The 17205-nt window shown below is 51.5% G+C and carries 13 protein-coding genes and 1 riboswitch; of the genes, 4 read left to right on the top strand and 9 right to left on the bottom strand.

Translation table 11 applies throughout. The features are described 5' to 3' along the window. Positions 1 to 7 precede the first annotated feature (7 nt). The 7 genes from thrS to metA all read right to left on the bottom strand — a co-directional run bounded on the left by thrS (position 8) and on the right by metA (position 9619). A complete protein-coding gene (gene thrS, locus CFI03_RS27875; protein ID WP_248762398.1) occupies positions 8 to 1945 on the bottom strand; it encodes a threonine--tRNA ligase in 1938 nt (645 codons plus the stop codon). Positions 1946 to 2318: 373 nt separating this feature from the next. Beyond that, positions 2319 to 3266: a putative sporulation protein YtxC gene (locus tag CFI03_RS27870; RefSeq protein ID WP_248762397.1), complete on the bottom strand. Its 948-nt coding sequence runs from the start codon at positions 3264 to 3266 to the stop codon at positions 2319 to 2321. A 611-nt stretch (positions 3267 to 3877) separates the two neighbouring features. Next, positions 3878 to 4897 carry an FkbM family methyltransferase gene (locus tag CFI03_RS27865; RefSeq protein ID WP_248762395.1) on the bottom strand — a complete coding sequence of 340 codons (1020 nt, stop codon included), beginning with the start codon at positions 4895 to 4897 and terminating at the stop codon, positions 3878 to 3880. A gap of 127 nt (positions 4898 to 5024) precedes the next feature. Next, the gene (mqnC, locus tag CFI03_RS27860) at positions 5025 to 6164 is read right to left on the bottom strand and encodes a cyclic dehypoxanthinyl futalosine synthase (protein WP_248762390.1); all 1140 of its coding nucleotides are present in this window, start codon (positions 6162 to 6164) and stop codon (positions 5025 to 5027) included. Positions 6165 to 6316: 152 nt separating this feature from the next. Further along, positions 6317 to 7489, bottom strand: a complete 1173-nt coding sequence (locus CFI03_RS27855; protein WP_248762374.1) for a trans-sulfuration enzyme family protein — start codon at positions 7487 to 7489, stop codon at positions 6317 to 6319. A 6-nt stretch (positions 7490 to 7495) separates the two neighbouring features. Beyond that, a complete protein-coding gene (locus tag CFI03_RS27850) occupies positions 7496 to 8656 on the bottom strand; it encodes an aminotransferase class I/II-fold pyridoxal phosphate-dependent enzyme (protein ID WP_248762364.1) in 1161 nt (386 codons plus the stop codon). A 45-nt stretch (positions 8657 to 8701) separates the two neighbouring features. Further along, positions 8702 to 9619: a homoserine O-acetyltransferase MetA gene (gene metA / locus CFI03_RS27845; RefSeq protein ID WP_127493097.1), complete on the bottom strand. Its 918-nt coding sequence runs from the start codon at positions 9617 to 9619 to the stop codon at positions 8702 to 8704. Positions 9620 to 9722: 103 nt separating this feature from the next. Next, positions 9723 to 9825: riboswitch (SAM riboswitch) on the bottom strand. A gap of 362 nt (positions 9826 to 10187) precedes the next feature. Here metA and corA point away from each other — a divergent pair. Then, positions 10188 to 11123 carry a magnesium/cobalt transporter CorA gene (gene corA / locus CFI03_RS27840; RefSeq protein ID WP_127493099.1) on the top strand — a complete coding sequence of 312 codons (936 nt, stop codon included), beginning with the start codon at positions 10188 to 10190 and terminating at the stop codon, positions 11121 to 11123. 739 nt (positions 11124 to 11862) lie between these two features. On the opposite strand, the gene cysK is transcribed toward corA, so the two are convergent. Beyond that, positions 11863 to 12798 (bottom strand): cysteine synthase A, encoded by a 936-nt coding sequence (gene cysK / locus CFI03_RS27835; protein ID WP_248762349.1) that lies wholly within the window; start codon positions 12796 to 12798, stop codon positions 11863 to 11865. 63 nt (positions 12799 to 12861) lie between these two features. Beyond that, positions 12862 to 14178 carry an MFS transporter gene (locus CFI03_RS27830; protein ID WP_349292500.1) on the bottom strand — a complete coding sequence of 439 codons (1317 nt, stop codon included), beginning with the start codon at positions 14176 to 14178 and terminating at the stop codon, positions 12862 to 12864. 187 nt (positions 14179 to 14365) lie between these two features. On the opposite strand from CFI03_RS27830, the gene CFI03_RS27825 reads away from it, so the two are divergent. From CFI03_RS27825 to CFI03_RS27815, 3 genes are all read left to right on the top strand, one after another. Next, positions 14366 to 15268: a LysR family transcriptional regulator gene (locus tag CFI03_RS27825; protein WP_127493105.1), complete on the top strand. Its 903-nt coding sequence runs from the start codon at positions 14366 to 14368 to the stop codon at positions 15266 to 15268. Positions 15269 to 15310: 42 nt separating this feature from the next. Continuing rightward, the gene (locus tag CFI03_RS27820) at positions 15311 to 16120 is read left to right on the top strand and encodes a histidinol-phosphatase (RefSeq protein ID WP_248762342.1); all 810 of its coding nucleotides are present in this window, start codon (positions 15311 to 15313) and stop codon (positions 16118 to 16120) included. 213 nt (positions 16121 to 16333) lie between these two features. After that, a complete protein-coding gene (locus CFI03_RS27815; protein ID WP_248762333.1) occupies positions 16334 to 17179 on the top strand; it encodes a DMT family transporter in 846 nt (281 codons plus the stop codon). The last annotated feature ends 26 nt before the right edge of the window (positions 17180 to 17205 follow it).

Here is a 17205-nt window from a genome sequence, read left to right as displayed (position 1 = left end):
ATGAGACTTAGATTGTTTTTGTTGCGATTTCGTTTTGCAGCAGCTCAACCAGCTCTGCTACAGGCTTAGCGCCGATATCGCCTTCGCCGCGCTTACGGACCGATACGGAGCCCGATTGCGCTTCGTTCTCGCCTACGACAAGCATGTAAGGCAGCTTCTCCAGCTGAGCTTCGCGGATCTTATAGCCAAGCTTCTCGTTGCGCAGATCGCTCTCAACGCGGATACCAGCCAGCTGCAGCTTCTCTTCCACTTCGCGCGCGTAAGCTTCGTACGCCGTGGATACCGGAATAACCTTCGCTTGAACCGGCGACAGCCACAGCGGCAGCGCGCCCGCAAAGTTCTCGAGCAGGAAGGCAGTCATCCGTTCCATTGTACTGATGATACCGCGGTGGATAACGACCGGACGATGCTTTTTGCCGTCCTCGCCGATGTATTCAAGCTCGAAGCGGTCAGGCAGCAGGAAATCGAGCTGAGCAGTCGACAAAGTCTCTTCCTTGCCAAGCGCCGTTTTGATCTGAACGTCAAGCTTAGGACCGTAGAAAGCCGCTTCGCCTTCCGCTTCGAAGAATGGCAGGCCAAGCTCTTCGACTACCTCGCGCAGCATGCGCTGCGACATTTCCCACATCTCGTCGTTCTGGAAGTACTTCTCCGTATCCTGCGGATCACGGTACGACAAGCGGAAACGGTATTCCTTGATGCCGAAGTCCTCGTAGACTTTACGGATCAGGTTAACAACGCGAGCGAATTCCTCCTTGATCTGATCCGGACGGCAGAAGATATGCGCGTCATTCAGCGTCATCGCGCGTACGCGGTGCAAACCTGTCAAAGCGCCGGACATCTCATAGCGGTGCATAGTGCCCATCTCGGCAATACGAACCGGCAGATCGCGGTAGCTTCTCATATCGCTCTTATAGACCATCATGTGATGCGGGCAGTTCATCGGACGAAGAACAAGCTCTTCGTTATCGAGTGCCATAAGCGGGAACATGTCCTCGCTGTAATGCTCCCAGTGACCGGAAATTTTATAAAGCTCCACGTTGGCGAGAACCGGCGTATACACATGCTCGTAGCCAAGGCGCTCCTCGAGATCAACGATATAACGTTCCAGCGTACGGCGAACCTTCGCACCGTTCGGCAGCCACAGCGGCAGGCCTTGACCAACCTCGCGGGAGAAGGTGAACATTTTCAGCTCTTTGCCCAGCTTGCGGTGGTCGCGCTTCTTCGCTTCCTCCAGGAAATGCAGATGCTCGTCCAATTCAGCTTTCTTCGCGAAAGCTGTTCCGTAAATACGCTGCAGCATTTTGTTCTTGGAGTCGCCGCGCCAGTATGCACCAGCCACGCTAAGCAGCTTAAACGCTTTGATACGGCCAGTGGATGGCAGATGCGGTCCGCGGCAAAGGTCAAAGAATTCGCCTTGGTCATACATCGTAATAACCGAATCCTCCGGCAGGTCGCGAATCAATTCAAGCTTCAGGTTATCGTCAAGCTCGGTAAAAATCGCAAGCGCCTCTTCGCGGCTGACAACGCGGCGGCGAATATCGAGGTTCTCGTTAACGATGCGCTGCATTTCTTTCTCGATCTTGGTCAGATCCTCCGGAGTCAGAGACTGGTCCATATCGATATCGTAATAGAAGCCGTCCTCGATCACGGGACCGATGCCAAGCTTCACTTTGGCGTTGCCATACAGGCGTTTGATGGCTTGGGCCATCAAATGGGCCGTACTGTGACGGTACACTTCAAGGCCGTCCGCCGAATCAACGGTAACGATCTCGATTGCCGCATCGGATTCGATTGGCGAGTATACGTCAACGACTTTGCCGTTGATTTTACCTGCAATTGCATTTTTGCGCAGACCCGGACTGATCGAGCCTGCTACTTCTTCGATTGTTGTTCCAGCCGCATACTCGCGAACCGCGCCGTCTGGAAAAGTAACTTTGATAGACATGGATTTCCCTCCTGAGAAAGTTGAGATAGCAGGCGGGATGAACGCAAAAAAAGCACGCATCCCGCAAAGGGACGAGTGCTTGATTACCCGTGGTTCCACCCTACTTCGACTGCTCTCTTGCATCTGAATTCAGACCATGAGCAATCCTTGTATTGATCTGATAACGGAGACATCCGGTGCGGCTTAATAGGGGCCTATTCGTCATAACCCACGTTCAACGGCACAGCTACAAAGGGGTATATTTGCTTATGTCACGAAGGAAATTGCAGCCGAGTTTCCTCTCTCTGAACCGACATTGCGGGGCAAATACATGGCTTTGTCATTGCTTTTTGCATAGTTATGAGAAAATTATAACCGCTTTGTCCCCCATTGGTCAATAGATGCGGCTGTCAGGCTGGATGGTTCCGTTTCCTTCAAAGCATGGGCTGCACGCCGGACATTGGGTGCAAATCGATACCCGGTTGTCAAAAATCGTCTCGATCGTCCGGATGACCTGCATATCATCCTGTCTCGTGTGGATCATAATATGCTTAGGCGAGACGGCAATGAGCGAACTGATCACCATATCTTCGATATTCATCTCGGTCTCCAGCATCTCGGCCACTAACTTGTCCGAGTGGGGCTTCGGTTCAAAAGGCTGAAATTTCTCGTTGAAAAGGACAAAATCATGGCTGCCTTTATGCACGAGATGGACAATCGGCACCTTGGATTCCTGCAAACCCACAAAATATTTCAGCAGCGAAATAAACTCCTGGTACTGTTTATCCAGTACGTATTCGTCCAAAGCGTAGTCTACGATTTCGGCTAATTCCGTCCGGTAGGGCAACAACCGGAAAGACGTTAAGCCATCCAAATGCAAAACAGAATTTTCCTGCAGGTAACGGTCGATCTCCTCGGCTACCTTCGTTTTGCGTCGCTGCCGGTCCGCATCCAGAAATCTCGTTCCCAGACCATCCCATTCGGTTCCGTGAAGCAGCTCGTGGCAATATTTTTCGATGACAGGCGCATCGATGGCGTGGTTGTTCCTGTATTTTCTCCGAATGATGGCTGCCAGTATGAGCGGTTCCATATCGGTTACGATGAATTCGGCAAGCGCTTTGGATGCCGCTTGAAGCACCGATTGGCTATGGTTAGCCAGCTGAAAATACGGCAGGATTGCTTGGCAGCTGATTTCCTTGTCGGAAAGCAGCGTGTACTGTATAGCGTCTTCTTCGATGTGTGCGATATGTAGATCATTGGTAGTGTATTCCGCCATCAACGCCGCTAATTGGGCAGCGGATTGCTCCATGTTCGAAGGCAGCGTTACGGTAAACAGCTCCATGAGCTCACCCCTTTCATTCCCCTTATAAGTATATGGCTGGGGGGTTGGGTATATACGAATGGAGTAGTGGGAGATGATGGGGAGTGCCGTTGGTGCGTGCTGGTTTGTTTTTGGCGGATGTTGTTGACAAGTGATGGCGGTGGTGGCGGTGGTGGTCGCTGCGCGAAAGTAACGTCCTTCCGATCGCTGTTGTTCCCGGATTTCTTCGATTCAAGCCGCTCTGCGGTTGAAATCCGGGGAACAAAGGCGCACGCTGCGCTTCTCCAGTACGTTACTTTCGCTCCGCTCACGCCAGCCAACTCTTCACAAACCAAAGCCAGGCCTCACCCCGCCACTCCTGGTGGGTGAGGCTTGGTGTGCTGCCCGGTTTCCTCGGGCAGCATTATTCAATATACTTCGCTCTGTTCGATACAAGTGACTCGACATAGGACGGGATACACTGAAGCCTTGCATCGCGGCTACATTGGAGTTAGTCCAACGAAGAAGGCCTTTAACAGGCTCATTTCGAGTTTACGTTGAATTCCCTCCAGCGTAATTGTCGATTTTGCGCGCAAATGGATTAAATTGGAACATTATACTGGAGCGAATCCAACGTAGCATAAATTATGGAGCTACTCCGTTGGCTGATGGAGATAAGTTTTTTTGTGGGTCAGCAGCTTGGGACTGACGTCGCAGCAAAGCTTAATCTGCGGATCATCCAGGACAGAAAGATTTTTGACAGCGATCATATTGAAGCCATGCGGAGGGCCTTCAAGATAGACCCTGTCCGGAGGAATAATTTCCACCGGCTTGCCGGCCATATCTATATTGGTGTTGTAATCGCGCAAGGCATAGATATGGTAGCCGAAGGATTGCAGGTATTGGACGATGTCACTCTTATCCAGCCCATTGCTCCAGTCAACGTAATTGCGGTGAACCTCGAAGATAATATTGGGGGCATGGTTCGGAGGCAAATTCAATTGACTCTCAGCGCCCTGAAGGACGGTATGCTCCAGCCCTTCGATATCTAGAAGAATTAGATCCAGGCTCACAATGTCCTGCTCCTTCACGTACGTATCAATGGAAATGGTATGGAAAGCATCGGCATTCCCGCTGGCGTCCTGCCCCGTCACCAGCTCCGCATGGGCGAAGGAATCATCCCCGACCAGCTTCATTCTGGCCTGTTCGTCTTTCCATAAGCCAAGCTGCCACGCGCGTACATTATCCAGACCGTTCAGCTCCGCATTATGCTGCAGCATGTAGAACTGGTCCTTGTTGGGCTCAAAGCAATGCACGGTCCCGCCTTGCGGCAGCAGCTCCTTCGCGACAATCAGCGCCTGATCGCCAAAATAAGCTCCGCCAATCAGCACTTCCTTAGCCTGCCTGGAGAAAATCTTCAGCAGCTTGGTCGTCTGCGGCTCCCATACATGGTCGGGACAATCCGGTTCGGCCAGCAGAAAGTCGCGCGCGATTTTGGTCCGGTAGTAGAAATCGAAGGTTAACCCGCATGCGATTTTTTTCCTCAGAATGGTGTTTTCGTCAAAGACGGCATCCAATATGGGGGCCGTTATCTCTTCCCTTATATGGATACCTTCCCGGTGAAGGCTATTCTCCATCTGCTTGATTGCGGCTATTAGTTTCTGCTGGTCCATCCCTCTACACATCCTTCTCCACTTGTCTTGTTCATGGAAAAGAATATGTGGCTTCGGCCTCCTTTCATGCCGGAAATAAAAAAAGCATCCAAGCCCCGTAAACCGGGCCCGGATGCTTATACTTCTATTAGTTCTGCATGACAAAGTCTTTCGAAGCGTGCTCGTTGTCATCGTACATCTTAAGCGTGTTGTATTTCGTATCGCGTTGTGCCGGGATTTTGCCGGACTCGCGGATAAGCTGAAGAATAAGTTCAATGTTAACTTTATGCGTAGTGCCCGCAGCGGATACGACGTTTTCCTCGATCATCGTGCTGCCGAAGTCGTTACAGCCGTACGAGAGCGACTGCTTGCCGATTTCCGGCCCCATCGTCACCCAGGAAGACTGGAAGTTATCGATATTGTCGAGCATGATGCGGCTAACCGCAACCATCTTCAGATATTCCTCCGGCTTCGATTTCTCCACCTTCCTCATGTTGGTATTATCCGGCTGGAACGGCCAGCAGATAAACGCGAGGAAGCCTTTCGAATCGTAACCGTTAGCGATGCATTCATCCTGCGCGTCGCGAATGCGGAGCAGGTGGAGCGCACGCTCTTCCGCCGTCTCGCCAAAGCCGTATACCATCGTTGCCGTGGTGTTCATGCCATGACGGTGAGCGGATTTCATGACGTCCATCCAATCGGTCCAGGAGCCCTTCAAACGGCTGATTTTGCGGCGGGTGCGGTCATCGAGAATCTCGGCGCCGCCGCCAGGCAGCGAATCAAGCCCGGCTTCGTGAAGCTGGCGGATCACCTCGTCAAGCGACAGTCCTTCCGATACTTCCTTCATCTTCTGAATCTCGGCTGGCGAGAAGGAGTGCATCGTAATATCCGGAAAATGCCGCTTGATCTCGCGGAGCAGATCCGTGTAGTAGGAGAACGGCAGATTCGGGTTTGTACCGCCCTGCATCAGAATCTCCGTGCCGCCCACATCAATGGTTTCCTGAATTTTATTAAGTATCGTTTCGTTCGAGAGGACATAACCCTCGTTCGAACCCGGGGCGCGGTAGAATGCGCAGAACCGGCAATACACATCGCAAATATTTGTATAGTTGACGTTCCGGCCTACGACAAATGTCGTAATCGGTTCAGGATGGCGTCTCAGCATCAGCTGATTCGCAACCTCGCCCATTTTTTCGATTTCATCGGATTCAAGCAGCGTTACGCATTCGTCAAACGTAATCCGTTCGCCCTGCAGCGCTTTATCCAAAATCTGGTCCAACGTAGACATCGCAAGACCTCCTTATCTTTCCGTTCTTAATAGCTATCAACTAATCCTATCATATCTCGTTCTTGTCCGTCATCTTTCGTATGTTACGGAAAAACGAAAAAATACGGTCTGTCGCAAGCGACAGCCGCATTTTTCGCTTATTTTGAACAAAATTACCCGCGCAGGGCAGCGTCCAAATCCGCAATCAGATCCTCGATATCTTCGAGTCCTACCGAGTAACGAACGAGACCATCCGTAATTCCCCGCTCATAGCGGACTTCCCTAGGCATTGCCGCATGCGACATTTTGGCCGGGTAAGATAAAATACTTTCCACCGCGCCGAGGCTGACCGCAACCAGCGGCAGCTGAACGCGGCTCAGAAGCGAGGCAGCGCGTTCGCCGCTTCCTACATCGAAGGACACGACAGCTCCGTAGCCCTTAGACTGCTTCTCGTGAATCTCGCGGCCCGGATGATCCTCAAGGCCAGGATAGTACACTCTCGTAACTTCCGGATGCTCATTCAACCATTCGGCGAGTCTGCGGGCGCTGCGCTCGCTATGCTCCATGCGGGCCTGCAGCGTCTTCATGCCCCGCATCAGAAGCCAGCTCTCGTGAGCGCTCAGAACCGCGCCGAGACCGTTCTGAAGCTGATACAGCCGGCGTCCGAGCGCTTCGTCGTTCGTTACGGCCAGTCCAGCCAGCACGTCGCTGTGGCCGCTCAGGAACTTCGTAGCGCTATGAAGCACGATGTCTACGCCAAGCTCGAACGGACGCTGGTGGTAAGGAGTCATAAACGTATTGTCGAGCATCGTTAGAAGGCCGTTTTCTTTTGCCCAGCCCGTTACCCGCGCGATATCCGTAATCTTGAGCGTCGGGTTGGACGGCGTCTCCATAAACACGGCTTTCGTGTTTGGTTTAATCGCGTCTTTTACTTGCTCGAAATCCGTCATGTCCACAAACGAGGTCTCAATATTGAAACGGGTCAGCACAGCCGTAAGCAAACGGTATGTACCGCCGTACACGTCCTCCGTTACGATCACATGATCGCCTGCGGACAGCAGCATAAACGCCGTCGAGATCGCAGCCATGCCGGAAGCGAAAGCGAAACCGCGGGTGCCGCCTTCCAGCAAGGCGATATAGTTTTCGAGCGCCTCGCGCGTCGGGTTGCCCGAACGGCTGTAATCATGATGCGGCGGATTTTGAATATCCGCCTGATGGAAGGTTGACGCCTGGAAAATCGGTGCACTGGATGCGCCGGTTTGTTCATCGATTTCAGCGCCGAAATGAAGCAGCTTTGTCGCAAAGTGGCGTCCGGCGATTTTTTCGGGATTATGTCTGTCGCTCATGGCGCTTTAAGCCCCCTCAATTTCGCGTTTTGCCTCAGCCAGAGCCTGCTCCAGATCGGCAATCAAATCATCGGCATGCTCGATTCCTACCGAGAAGCGGAGGAGACGGTCGTCGACGCCGATCTTCTGGCGGATTTCAAGCGGAATATCCGCGTGAGTCTGAACGGCCGGGTAAGTCATAAGCGATTCCACGCCGCCAAGGCTTTCCGCAAAAGCGATCAGCTTGATATGACGAAGAATTGGCTCGACGTAACGGGCATCCTTCAGACGGAAGGAGAAAATGCCGGTGTTGCCCGAGGATTGCTTGCTCTGCACATCATGACCGGGATGATGAGGCAGCGCAGGATAATAGACATCTTCGATCGCCTCGTGCTCCAGCAAATAATTCGCAATAGCCGTTGCGTTAAGCTGATGGCGTTCCATGCGAAGCGCCAGCGTCTTCATGCCGCGCATCAGAAGCCAGGAGTCCTGCGGTCCGAGAACGGCGCCAAGCGAGTTATGCAGGAAAGCCATTTGCTCGGAGAGCTCCTTGCCTTTCGTTACGATCAGACCGGCAAGAACGTCATTGTGACCGCCCAAGTATTTGGTTGCGCTGTGGACAACGATGTCAGCGCCAAGCTCTATAGGACGCTGGAAGAACGGAGTAAGCAGCGTATTATCTACAATAGTAAGGAGACCTTTGGACTTCGCCCAAGCGGATACCCGCTCCAGATCCGTAATCATCATCAGCGGATTCGTTGGCGTCTCGATCAGAACCGCCTTCGTATTCGGCTGAAGCAGCTCGGACACGCCGTCAAGATCATTGGTATCTACGTACGAAGCCGTAACGCCGTACCTGGACATGATTTTCTCGAGCAAACGGTATGTGCCGCCGTACAAGTCAAGCGATACGATCAAATGGTCGCCTTGGCTGAATAAAGAGAAGATCGTTGTCAGAGCGGCCATACCGGAGCTACAGGCAAACCCTGCGTCGCCGGATTCGAGCTGAGCCGCCGCTTCTTCCAGAACGGTACGCGTCGGGCTTTTGGTGCGGGCGTAATCAAACCCCGTGCTTTGGCCAAGCTTAGGATGGCGGAACGCCGTTGCTTGATAAATCGGGAAGCTTACCGCACCCGTTACAGGCTCCTTCTCGGAACCGATATGCGCAAGATGACTTTCAATTTTCATAAAGTTCGTCCGTCTCCTTCGTCTTCGTCATGTCTAATTTATTATTTAGATACCCGCGCCCAAATCATAAGGCGTTTGTTGGTATACATAATAGTTCAACCAGTTCGAGAACAGCAAGTTCGCATGGGAGCGCCATGTCGAATAAGGAAGCTTTTCCGGATTATCTCCCGGGAAATAGTTCTTCGGAAGATCAATCTCCAGCCCTTTTGCTTTATCGCGGTCATATTCGTATTTCAGCGAAAGCGGATCGTATTCCGAGTGCCCGCTGACGAAAATTTGCCTGCCGTCCTTGGAAGCTACAATATATACGCCGGATTCTTCGGACTCGGACAAAATTTCCAGATCCCCGATATTCTCGATATCCTCGCGGCGAACTTCGGTATGCCGGGACTGCGGTACAAAGAACATTTCGTCAAAGCCGCGGAGCAGATTGACGTTCTGCTTCTCGGTTGTATGCGGGAACACGCCGAAAATCTTTTTGTCCAGCTCGTATTTCGGTACGCCGTAATGATGGTACAAGCCGGCCTGCGAGGCCCAACAGATATGGAAGGTCGAGGTCACCTGGCGTCTGCTCCAATCCATAATGTCCTTCAGCTCTTCCCAGTAATTCACGTCTTCGAAGTTCAAATGCTCGACCGGAGCGCCAGTGATAACAAGACCGTCATAATACTGGTCCTTAATGTCATCGAAGGTTTTGTAGAACGATTCCAGATGCTCGTGCGACGTGTTCTTGGACGTATGGGTCTTCGGATGCAGCAATACAATCTCCACCTGCAGCGGCGTATTGCCAATCAGGCGAAGAAGCTGCGTTTCCGTCGTTTCCTTGGTCGGCATCAAGTTTAATATGGCAATCCGTAACGGACGGATGTCTTGATGGAAAGCGGTGCTTTCATCCATAACGAAAATGTTCTCATTGTTCAAAATCTCTTTGGCTGGTAAAGAATCAGGTACTTTAATCGGCATTGCGATTCACTCCTTTGCTTCGATATCGGCCTTCTCAACGCAAAAAGACCCTTTCTGCCGTGAGAAAAGGTCGTGCGCTCATCAAAAAAAAGAGCTCTCGCCTCCCTCATCTCTCAGAAACTAATGTTTCCGCAAGAATTAGCACCGTGCTTACGCCGGTTGCCGGGCTTCATCGGGCTAGTCCCTCCGCCTGCTCTTGATAAGAAAGTGGTTCTATTCGTTTGTCGAAATCCAATTCTATTCTTAACTTTAATGGATTCTGCCATTCGCGTCAAGGACGTTATTGACATATGCTGTAGAAGGCTTTTTTTGAAGGCGGTCGGCCTATTTTTCCGCTTGAATGTAAAGTGTATGGGGGAGTATACTAGACAAGGATTAAAAGCCGATTTTTCATGAAGAATAAAGGGTAAAGGAGTGCAAACAGACATGGAAGGCGATCGACCTAAGCCTGACAACAACCGAATACGGCAGCTGCCGGATCTATCGTTGCTCAAGCGGGCGTTTGCGTTTTAAGTCCGTTCTTTTGCTCGTTCATCCGGCAGCTCGTCACAAGAGAGGAGAAGCTCGGATGAAAATTCGTCATGTAAACAACGGGTTATTTACCCTGATCGAAGACATTAATGAAACGCTGGTTCCGGCAGCGGAAGGCTTCTATTGGATTGACGCCGACGTGGAAGACCTCGCGATCCTGCAGCCGCTGTTCGGCATGCATGATCTGGCCGTCGAAGACTGCCTGAGCGAAGAAGAGCAGCGTCCGAAAATCGAAATTTATGAAAACCAATATTTTATCGTTATTAACAGTATCCGGTTCGATGACGAGGAAATTTTCCTCCGTGCGCTGAATATTTTTCTGGGCCGTCATTATATTATTACGATTACGAAGCAAAAGCTGAACGAGCTGCGCACGCTGAAACCCGTTCTGTGGGAGCAGGAAGTTAACCGGCCGGACTATTTCTTATACCATCTCGTCGACATCGTGGTCGACAATTACTTCCTCGTAGGCGACCGGATCGACAACCGGATCGAGATGCTGGAAGAAGATATATTAATGAATACGAAAAAAACGCATCTGAACGAAATCATCGGTCTTCGCGGCGAGATTTTGTGGCTGAAGAAAGTGCTTGGCCCGCAAAAGGATCTTATCGCCACGCTGAACAAGCGGGATTTGAAGCTGATCGACGACCAACTGCAAAAGTACTTCAGCGACATTTACGAGAATGCCGTAAAAATCGCCGAGTCCTTCGATACGTACCGAGAGCTCATGGGAAACTTACGAGAAGCTTATCAGTCGACCATCTCCGCCCGGGCGAACGAAATCATGCGCGTGTTTACCGCGATGACCACGATCTTCATGCCGCTGACCTTTATTACCGGGATTTACGGGATGAACTTCGATTTTATTCCGGGAATGCACGTGCGGGGCGGATCGATCATTCTGCTTGGCATCATGCTCGCGCTGGGTGTAGGAATGCTGGTTGTGTTTAGGAAGAAAAAATGGTTATGAGTGTGTGGCGCCGCCCTGGTGTTGGGGCGGCTTTTTGCTGCTGTCCGCTTTGCTGCGGGGGCGGTCGGGTCGGTCGGGTCGGTGTGCTCCGGGGACGGGGGAGATCTCCTTTCAGCCGCTGTTGTCTACCTTTGCCTGAATTAGTATTCCAAGGTTGCAAAGTGTAGACAAGGCGGACGCTACAAGCTTTCTGCAAGAAAGCTACTTCGGAAGCATAAGCTAGTGCTCTTCAATGGAGATCTCCCCCTTACCCCTGCGCCCCTCCCCGACCGCCCGCGCTCCCAGCACCGCCGCCCGCAATCCCCGGCGGCTTTTGGGGAGAGGGCCGAAAGGGGCTCAGGTGCTGCGCACGAGCCCGATTTCACAATACAATAAGCACGATAAGACCCTTGCAGGGTCTTATCACGACTACTTCAACCCCCTTACAACGCAATAAGACCCTCGTGGGGTCTTATCTCATCGCCAACTGACCGTTTCCGACAGTTTCACGCCGCTCGCGTAGACGATAAGACCCTGACAGGGTCTTATCACGGCCACTTAAACCCCCTTATAGCGCAATAAGACCCTCACAGGGTCTTATTTCATCGCCAACTGACCGTTTCCGACAGTTTCACCTTGCTCGCGTAGACGATAAGACCCTGACAGGGTCTTACCACGGCGACTTCAGCCCCCTTATAACACAATAAGACCCTCGCGGGGTCTTATTGTGCTATGCGAAGAGCTCGCGCTCCTCGCCCTATTAAGCTTCGTCGTACAAATTCGCTGACAGGTAACGTTCGCCCGTGTCGGGGAGCAAAACAACGATCGTTTTGCCCTTGTTCTCGGGGCGCTTCGCCAATTGCGAAGCCGCGAATGCCGCCGCGCCGGAAGAGATACCGACCAGCAAGCCTTCGCTGCGAGCCAGCATGCGGGAAGTGCGGTACGCGTCTTCGTTTTTGACCGTAATAATCTCGTCCACGACGGATGCGTTATAGTTGTCCGGCACAAAGCCGGCGCCAATTCCTTGGATCAAGTGAGGGCCTCTTTCGCCGCCCGATATCACCGCGGAGCTAAACGGCTCAACGGCAATAATCTTTACGCTTGGATTAAGCTCCTTCAAGCGTTCGCCTACGCCGGAGATTGTGCCGCCCGTACCTACGCCGGCCACAAAGATATCCACCTGGCCATCGGTATCGCGCCAGATTTCCTCGGCGGTTGTTGTCTTATGAATCTCGGGGTTCGCGGGATTGCTGAATTGCATCGGTATGTAGGAACCCGGGATTTGAGCGGCGAGCTCATCGGCTTTGCGAATTGCGCCCGACATGCCCTCGGATGCCGGCGTAAGCACAAGCTCCGCTCCAAGCGCTTCCAGCAGCTTGCGGCGTTCGATACTGAACGACTCCGGCAAAATAATGATTATCCGGTAGCCTAAAGCCGCCGCCGCAAAAGCAAGCGCAATTCCGGTATTGCCGCTTGTTGGTTCAATAATAACGGAGCCTGGCACAAGCTTGCCTTGTTGCTCCGCATCCTTAATCATCGCAAAGCCAATCCGGTCCTTCACGCTGCCGGCCGGATTGAAATACTCCAGCTTGGCGATAACTTTCGCAAGCGAATCCTGACTCTTATTGTAATGAGTAAGCTCGAGCAATGGTGTGTTGCCGATCAGCTCCGTCAAATTACTGTAAATGCGTGGCATTCATCATCGCACCTTTCTATATTGGATCACTATCCCATTATAGCATTAGCTGCGGAAGCCTGCTTATGCCATCTCTTCCTCTGCCGCTTCGCTTGCGCCTTTTTCCAAATTCACCTTCCACAATAAAACGATTCCGATGATGAAAAAAGCAATCAGAGACAAAATCGCGACCCGGCTCGAACCGGTAATGGTCCCTACCACGGAGAATACAAACGGACCCGCAAAGGAGGAAAACTTGCTCGACAGCGCCAAAAAACCAAAAAACTCGCCGGTCCGCGAAGGCGGCACCAGATTGGCATAGATGGAACGGGCCACCGCCTGGCTTCCGCCCTGAACAAGGCCAACCATGATGGCAAGCGCATAGAAATGGATGGCGCTGGTCATAAAGAACCCAAGGCAAACGATAAGGACATAGATCATCAAGGAATAATACAGCATGCGCTTCGAACCGAAACGTCCGGCCAGCCTGCCGAACAGGATCGTGCAAGGCCATCCGACAAACTGCGTAATCAGCAGCGCAATAATCAGATCGCTTGTCTCAATGCCGATACCCGCTCCGTAAATCGTTGCCATGACGATAACCGTATTGATGCCATCGTTGAAAAACCAGAAGGAAGCCATATATTTCAGCAGCTCGGGATATCGCTTAATAACCGAGAAGGTCTTTCCAATCCGGACAAAGCCCGCCCGAATGATATCACCTTTGCCAAGATGGTCAGTTGGCCTCCTGGTTTCCTTCACCCAACGAAGAATCGGAACGGAGAACAGCAGCCACCAAATCCCTACCGTAATAAAGACCATTTGGGTAGCAAACGTTTTGCTTGGGAAACCCAGCTTCTCCCAGCCTTCAATCATGATAACGTTAATAAGCAGCAGCAGGCCGCCTCCGGCATAACCGTAAGCATAGCCCTGCGAGCTGACGCGGTCCCTCGACTCCTGCGGCACTCCATCCGCCAGCATCGCGTCATAGAAAGTATTTCCTCCGGAGAAGCCTATGGAGCCCAGCACCATCAAGCTTGAGGCCAGCAGCCAGTCTCCCTCACCGGCAAACGCCATAAATACGCAGGACAAGACGCCAAGCAGCATAAATACGGACAGAAATCTCAGCTTGGAGCCCGTATAATCGGCAATGGCCCCAAGAATCGGCGACAACACGGCAACCAGCAGCATCGCAATGCTTTGGGTATAGCCCCAATAGGTCTCAGCCCGGTTGCCCGCCAGATGAACGCCTGCGACATCGGAATAATAAACCGGCAGCACCGCTGCCATCATCGTAGTGGCAAAGGCGGAGTTTGCCCAGTCGTACATTTTCCAGCCACGCAATGCTCTATGATCCAGAACAAACGCCCCCCGTTTTAGGTATTGGCCATACTTCAGCAATAGTTCGACGGTCCCCCATTTATTCCTTTTAAAAATGAATAGCCCTACAAAAAATTAACATTAACCGTTGGCGGCCATGATGCTTCGAAAACATCTTCTTAAGAATTTTTGAAGCTTGCTCGCTTTTTTGCTGTAATCATCCATTTGCTTTATAATATATAGTGATCATGTTCGAGGGGGAATTGAATTGAATATTAGCCAGCTTGAAACGCTCCTCACCATATCCAAGACGATGAGCTTCCGCAAAGCCGGCGAGCTGCTGAATTTGACACAGCCGGCCGTCTCTGCTCAAATCAAGACGCTGGAGGACGAGTTCAAGACAGTTCTCATCGATCGCAATCAGCCCGTTACCCTGACCGACCACGGAAAAGTTTTTCTGGAGCACGCGGAGAGAATACTTGCGGTTGTTGAAGAATTAAAGCAGAAGCTGTCCGATCTGAATGCGATACCTCAAGGCCATATTGTTCTTGGAACAACCTCATCCATGGCCATTCAAATATTGCCCCGGGTGTTATCTTACTTTCAGGACCAGTATCCGCTGATCAAAACGACGATTCACACGATGCCTTCCTCTCAAGTTCTAGCCAGCGTAGAGAACGGTTCCGTCGATATGGGCATTACTTACATCTCGGAAAAAAATCCGAACATGGACACATCCATTCTTTATTACGATTCCTTTGTCCTCGTTGCTTCTCCAGCTCATCCATTAAGCCAAGTAGTACATACTACGATAGATATGATCAAGGACTTCCCCTTTATCATGCTTGCGCCTGACACACTGGGCCGCCGCTTCCTGGATCAAATCTTCAAGAAGAACAATATCCAGCCGAATATTATTATGGAGCTGTCGAGCAGCGAAGAAGTAAAACGAATGGTTGAAATAAATCTTGGCATTGCCGTCGTTTCCAAACTGTCCATTGCCAATGAGTTGAAGCTTGGCTCACTGAAGATCATCAAAGTGGCAGAGCTTGAGCCGGAGCACCCGGTAGCTGTCGTCTATAAATCCGGCAGATATTTAAATACAGCCATGCAGCAGTTTTTAAGCGACTTAAAAGGCATGCCTGAGCAATCGTTTCTTGGCAGCGAGTAAACCAAACTTACGAATCAATTTCGTTTTCAGGAGGAACTCATCATGAAATTCGATTTGCACACTCATCACGAACGTTGCGGCCACGCCGACGGCATGATCGAAGATTACATCATTGCCGCGCTTGACGCTGGCCTTGAGGTCATTGGCATTTCCGACCATTCGCCGTATTTCGGAAGCGAGCAGGACCAGCCTTTTCCCGGCATCGCAATGGCCCGAAGCGATTTTCAGAGCTATGTAGACGAGGTGCTGCGCCTCAAGGAGAAATATAAAGACCGCATTGAAGTACTCCTTGGCATGGAGTCGGATTTCTTCCCGCAGCATGCCGATACTTACCGGGATGCCTACCGCAATATCCCGTTTGACTACCTGATTGGTTCGGTCCATCAGGTAAGCGGAGTGAGCATCTTTAACCGCAACCGTTGGAAAGGCTTGTCCGACGAGAAGAAGATTTCGGAAAAAACGGCGTACTACCAGCTGATCCAGCAATCCGCCCGCAGCGGCATGTTTGACATATTGGGTCATATCGATGCGATGAAGGGCTATTACCCTGCCTTCTCCGATATTCCGGCGAATGACGTTATCGATGATACGCTCCGTGTTATCGCCAATTGCGACGTTGCCATCGAAATCAACACGTCGGGCGGCACGAAGGATGTTGGCGGCTGGTACCCTTCCGATGCGATTCTCGAGAGAGCGCTTCATTTTGGCGTCAATGTTACGTTTGGCTCCGACGCTCACAAACCAAGCCGCATAGGCGAGGATTTCGAGCTGGTGCGCAAACGCCTGAAGGAAATCGGCTTCTCGCAGTGGGTCTTCTACCGCAAGCGCCAGCAAATCATCGTTCCTTTGTAAGAAATGAAAATTCCGGCTTTGCCTACCTGGCAGAGCCTTTTTTGTTTCGTGATTTTCCGTTTCCGGACAAAAAAAGTGGACCTGTGCGCTCACAGGTCCAAAATCGATATATTAAAAGGGGGTCTTGTTTATTATAATAGCCTAATAATATGTTTGTACCGTAACAGAACTATTTCAATTGTGTAACAAATTCAGGTAGGAGATGACAAACGGATGTGGCTGGCAATCGCAGTCGGCAGCGCCTTGCTGTTTGGACTGGCAGGCTGGTGGATGAAGGTAAGCCAAATGCGCCGGGGGAATGTCTCGGTCATGCTGTTTGGGCTGTACGCCTCGGGAACGTCGGGCTTTGGCATGCATGCAGCCGTAGAAGGAACGATCCATCAATTAAGCGATTACCGGATATGGCTGGCCGGAATCATTATCGGAGCAGGCTCTGCTCTTGGCAATGCTTTATTTATGAAGGCGCTGGACTATGGCCCCGCTGCCTTGACATCCCCGCTTACGAACATGAATATCGTGCTTGTTATTGCGCTTGGTACATTGTATTACGGCGAGAAGCTGCATTATGCGGAAGCAACGGGCATTGCATTGCTGCTTGCCGCCGTGGTTTTGATTTCGTATAAAAAACAATCCGCTCCCTCTTCCGTGCAATCGCGATGGTACCTGTACGTAACCGCTGCGATCTTGTTCTTTACCTTTCGCAATGCTGGATTAAAAGTAACCGAAGAGCTGGGTCTATCCAGCGCCCCCATTTTGTTTATCGGTTACGCCTTATCTCTAATCTGGTTTGCGATTCCTCTTCGCAAAGCTAGCAGCTCAGCAGCGTTCCGAACAGGCCTCAAGCTGGGACTTCTAGCCGGCGTATTCTCATACGGCGGGCTTCAGCTGTATGCCGTTGCATTAGCGACCGGCCCATCCAATCTGGCTGCGCCAATCTTCGCGACGAACAGCCTTGTTGTCGCAGCTGGCTCCATACTCGTCTACAAGGAAAAGCTGAACCGTGCCCAATGGGCCGCTTTTATTTTGACGATCGCAGGGCTTATTATTATCCGGATTTAACCGTTATCCCTTACAAAGCAAAAGCA

It is taken from the genome of Paenibacillus sp. ATY16 (assembly GCF_003399985.2).
Lineage (GTDB): Bacteria > Bacillota > Bacilli > Paenibacillales > Paenibacillaceae > Pristimantibacillus > Pristimantibacillus glycanilyticus.
Note: the sequence above shows the minus strand (reverse complement) of the source record. Positions and strands in the feature narration are given on the sequence as shown.

Bases quoted from the DNA above. Each gene is read 5' to 3' on its own strand.
- thrS (WP_248762398.1), bottom strand. From the start codon at position 1,945: ATGTCTATCAAAGTTACTTTTCCAGACGGCGCGGTTCGCGAGTATGCG.
- CFI03_RS27870 (WP_248762397.1), bottom strand. From the start codon at position 3,266: ATGGAGCTGTTTACCGTAACGCTGCCTTCGAACATGGAGCAATCCGCT.
- CFI03_RS27865 (WP_248762395.1), bottom strand. From the start codon at position 4,897: ATGGACCAGCAGAAACTAATAGCCGCAATCAAGCAGATGGAGAATAGC.
- mqnC (WP_248762390.1), bottom strand. From the start codon at position 6,164: ATGTCTACGTTGGACCAGATTTTGGATAAAGCGCTGCAGGGCGAACGG.
- CFI03_RS27855 (WP_248762374.1), bottom strand. From the start codon at position 7,489: ATGAGCGACAGACATAATCCCGAAAAAATCGCCGGACGCCACTTTGCG.
- CFI03_RS27850 (WP_248762364.1), bottom strand. From the start codon at position 8,656: ATGAAAATTGAAAGTCATCTTGCGCATATCGGTTCCGAGAAGGAGCCT.
- metA (WP_127493097.1), bottom strand. From the start codon at position 9,619: ATGCCGATTAAAGTACCTGATTCTTTACCAGCCAAAGAGATTTTGAAC.
- corA (WP_127493099.1), top strand. From the start codon at position 10,188: ATGAAAATTCGTCATGTAAACAACGGGTTATTTACCCTGATCGAAGAC.
- cysK (WP_248762349.1), bottom strand. From the start codon at position 12,798: ATGCCACGCATTTACAGTAATTTGACGGAGCTGATCGGCAACACACCA.
- CFI03_RS27820 (WP_248762342.1), top strand. From the start codon at position 15,311: ATGAAATTCGATTTGCACACTCATCACGAACGTTGCGGCCACGCCGAC.
- CFI03_RS27815 (WP_248762333.1), top strand. From the start codon at position 16,334: ATGTGGCTGGCAATCGCAGTCGGCAGCGCCTTGCTGTTTGGACTGGCA.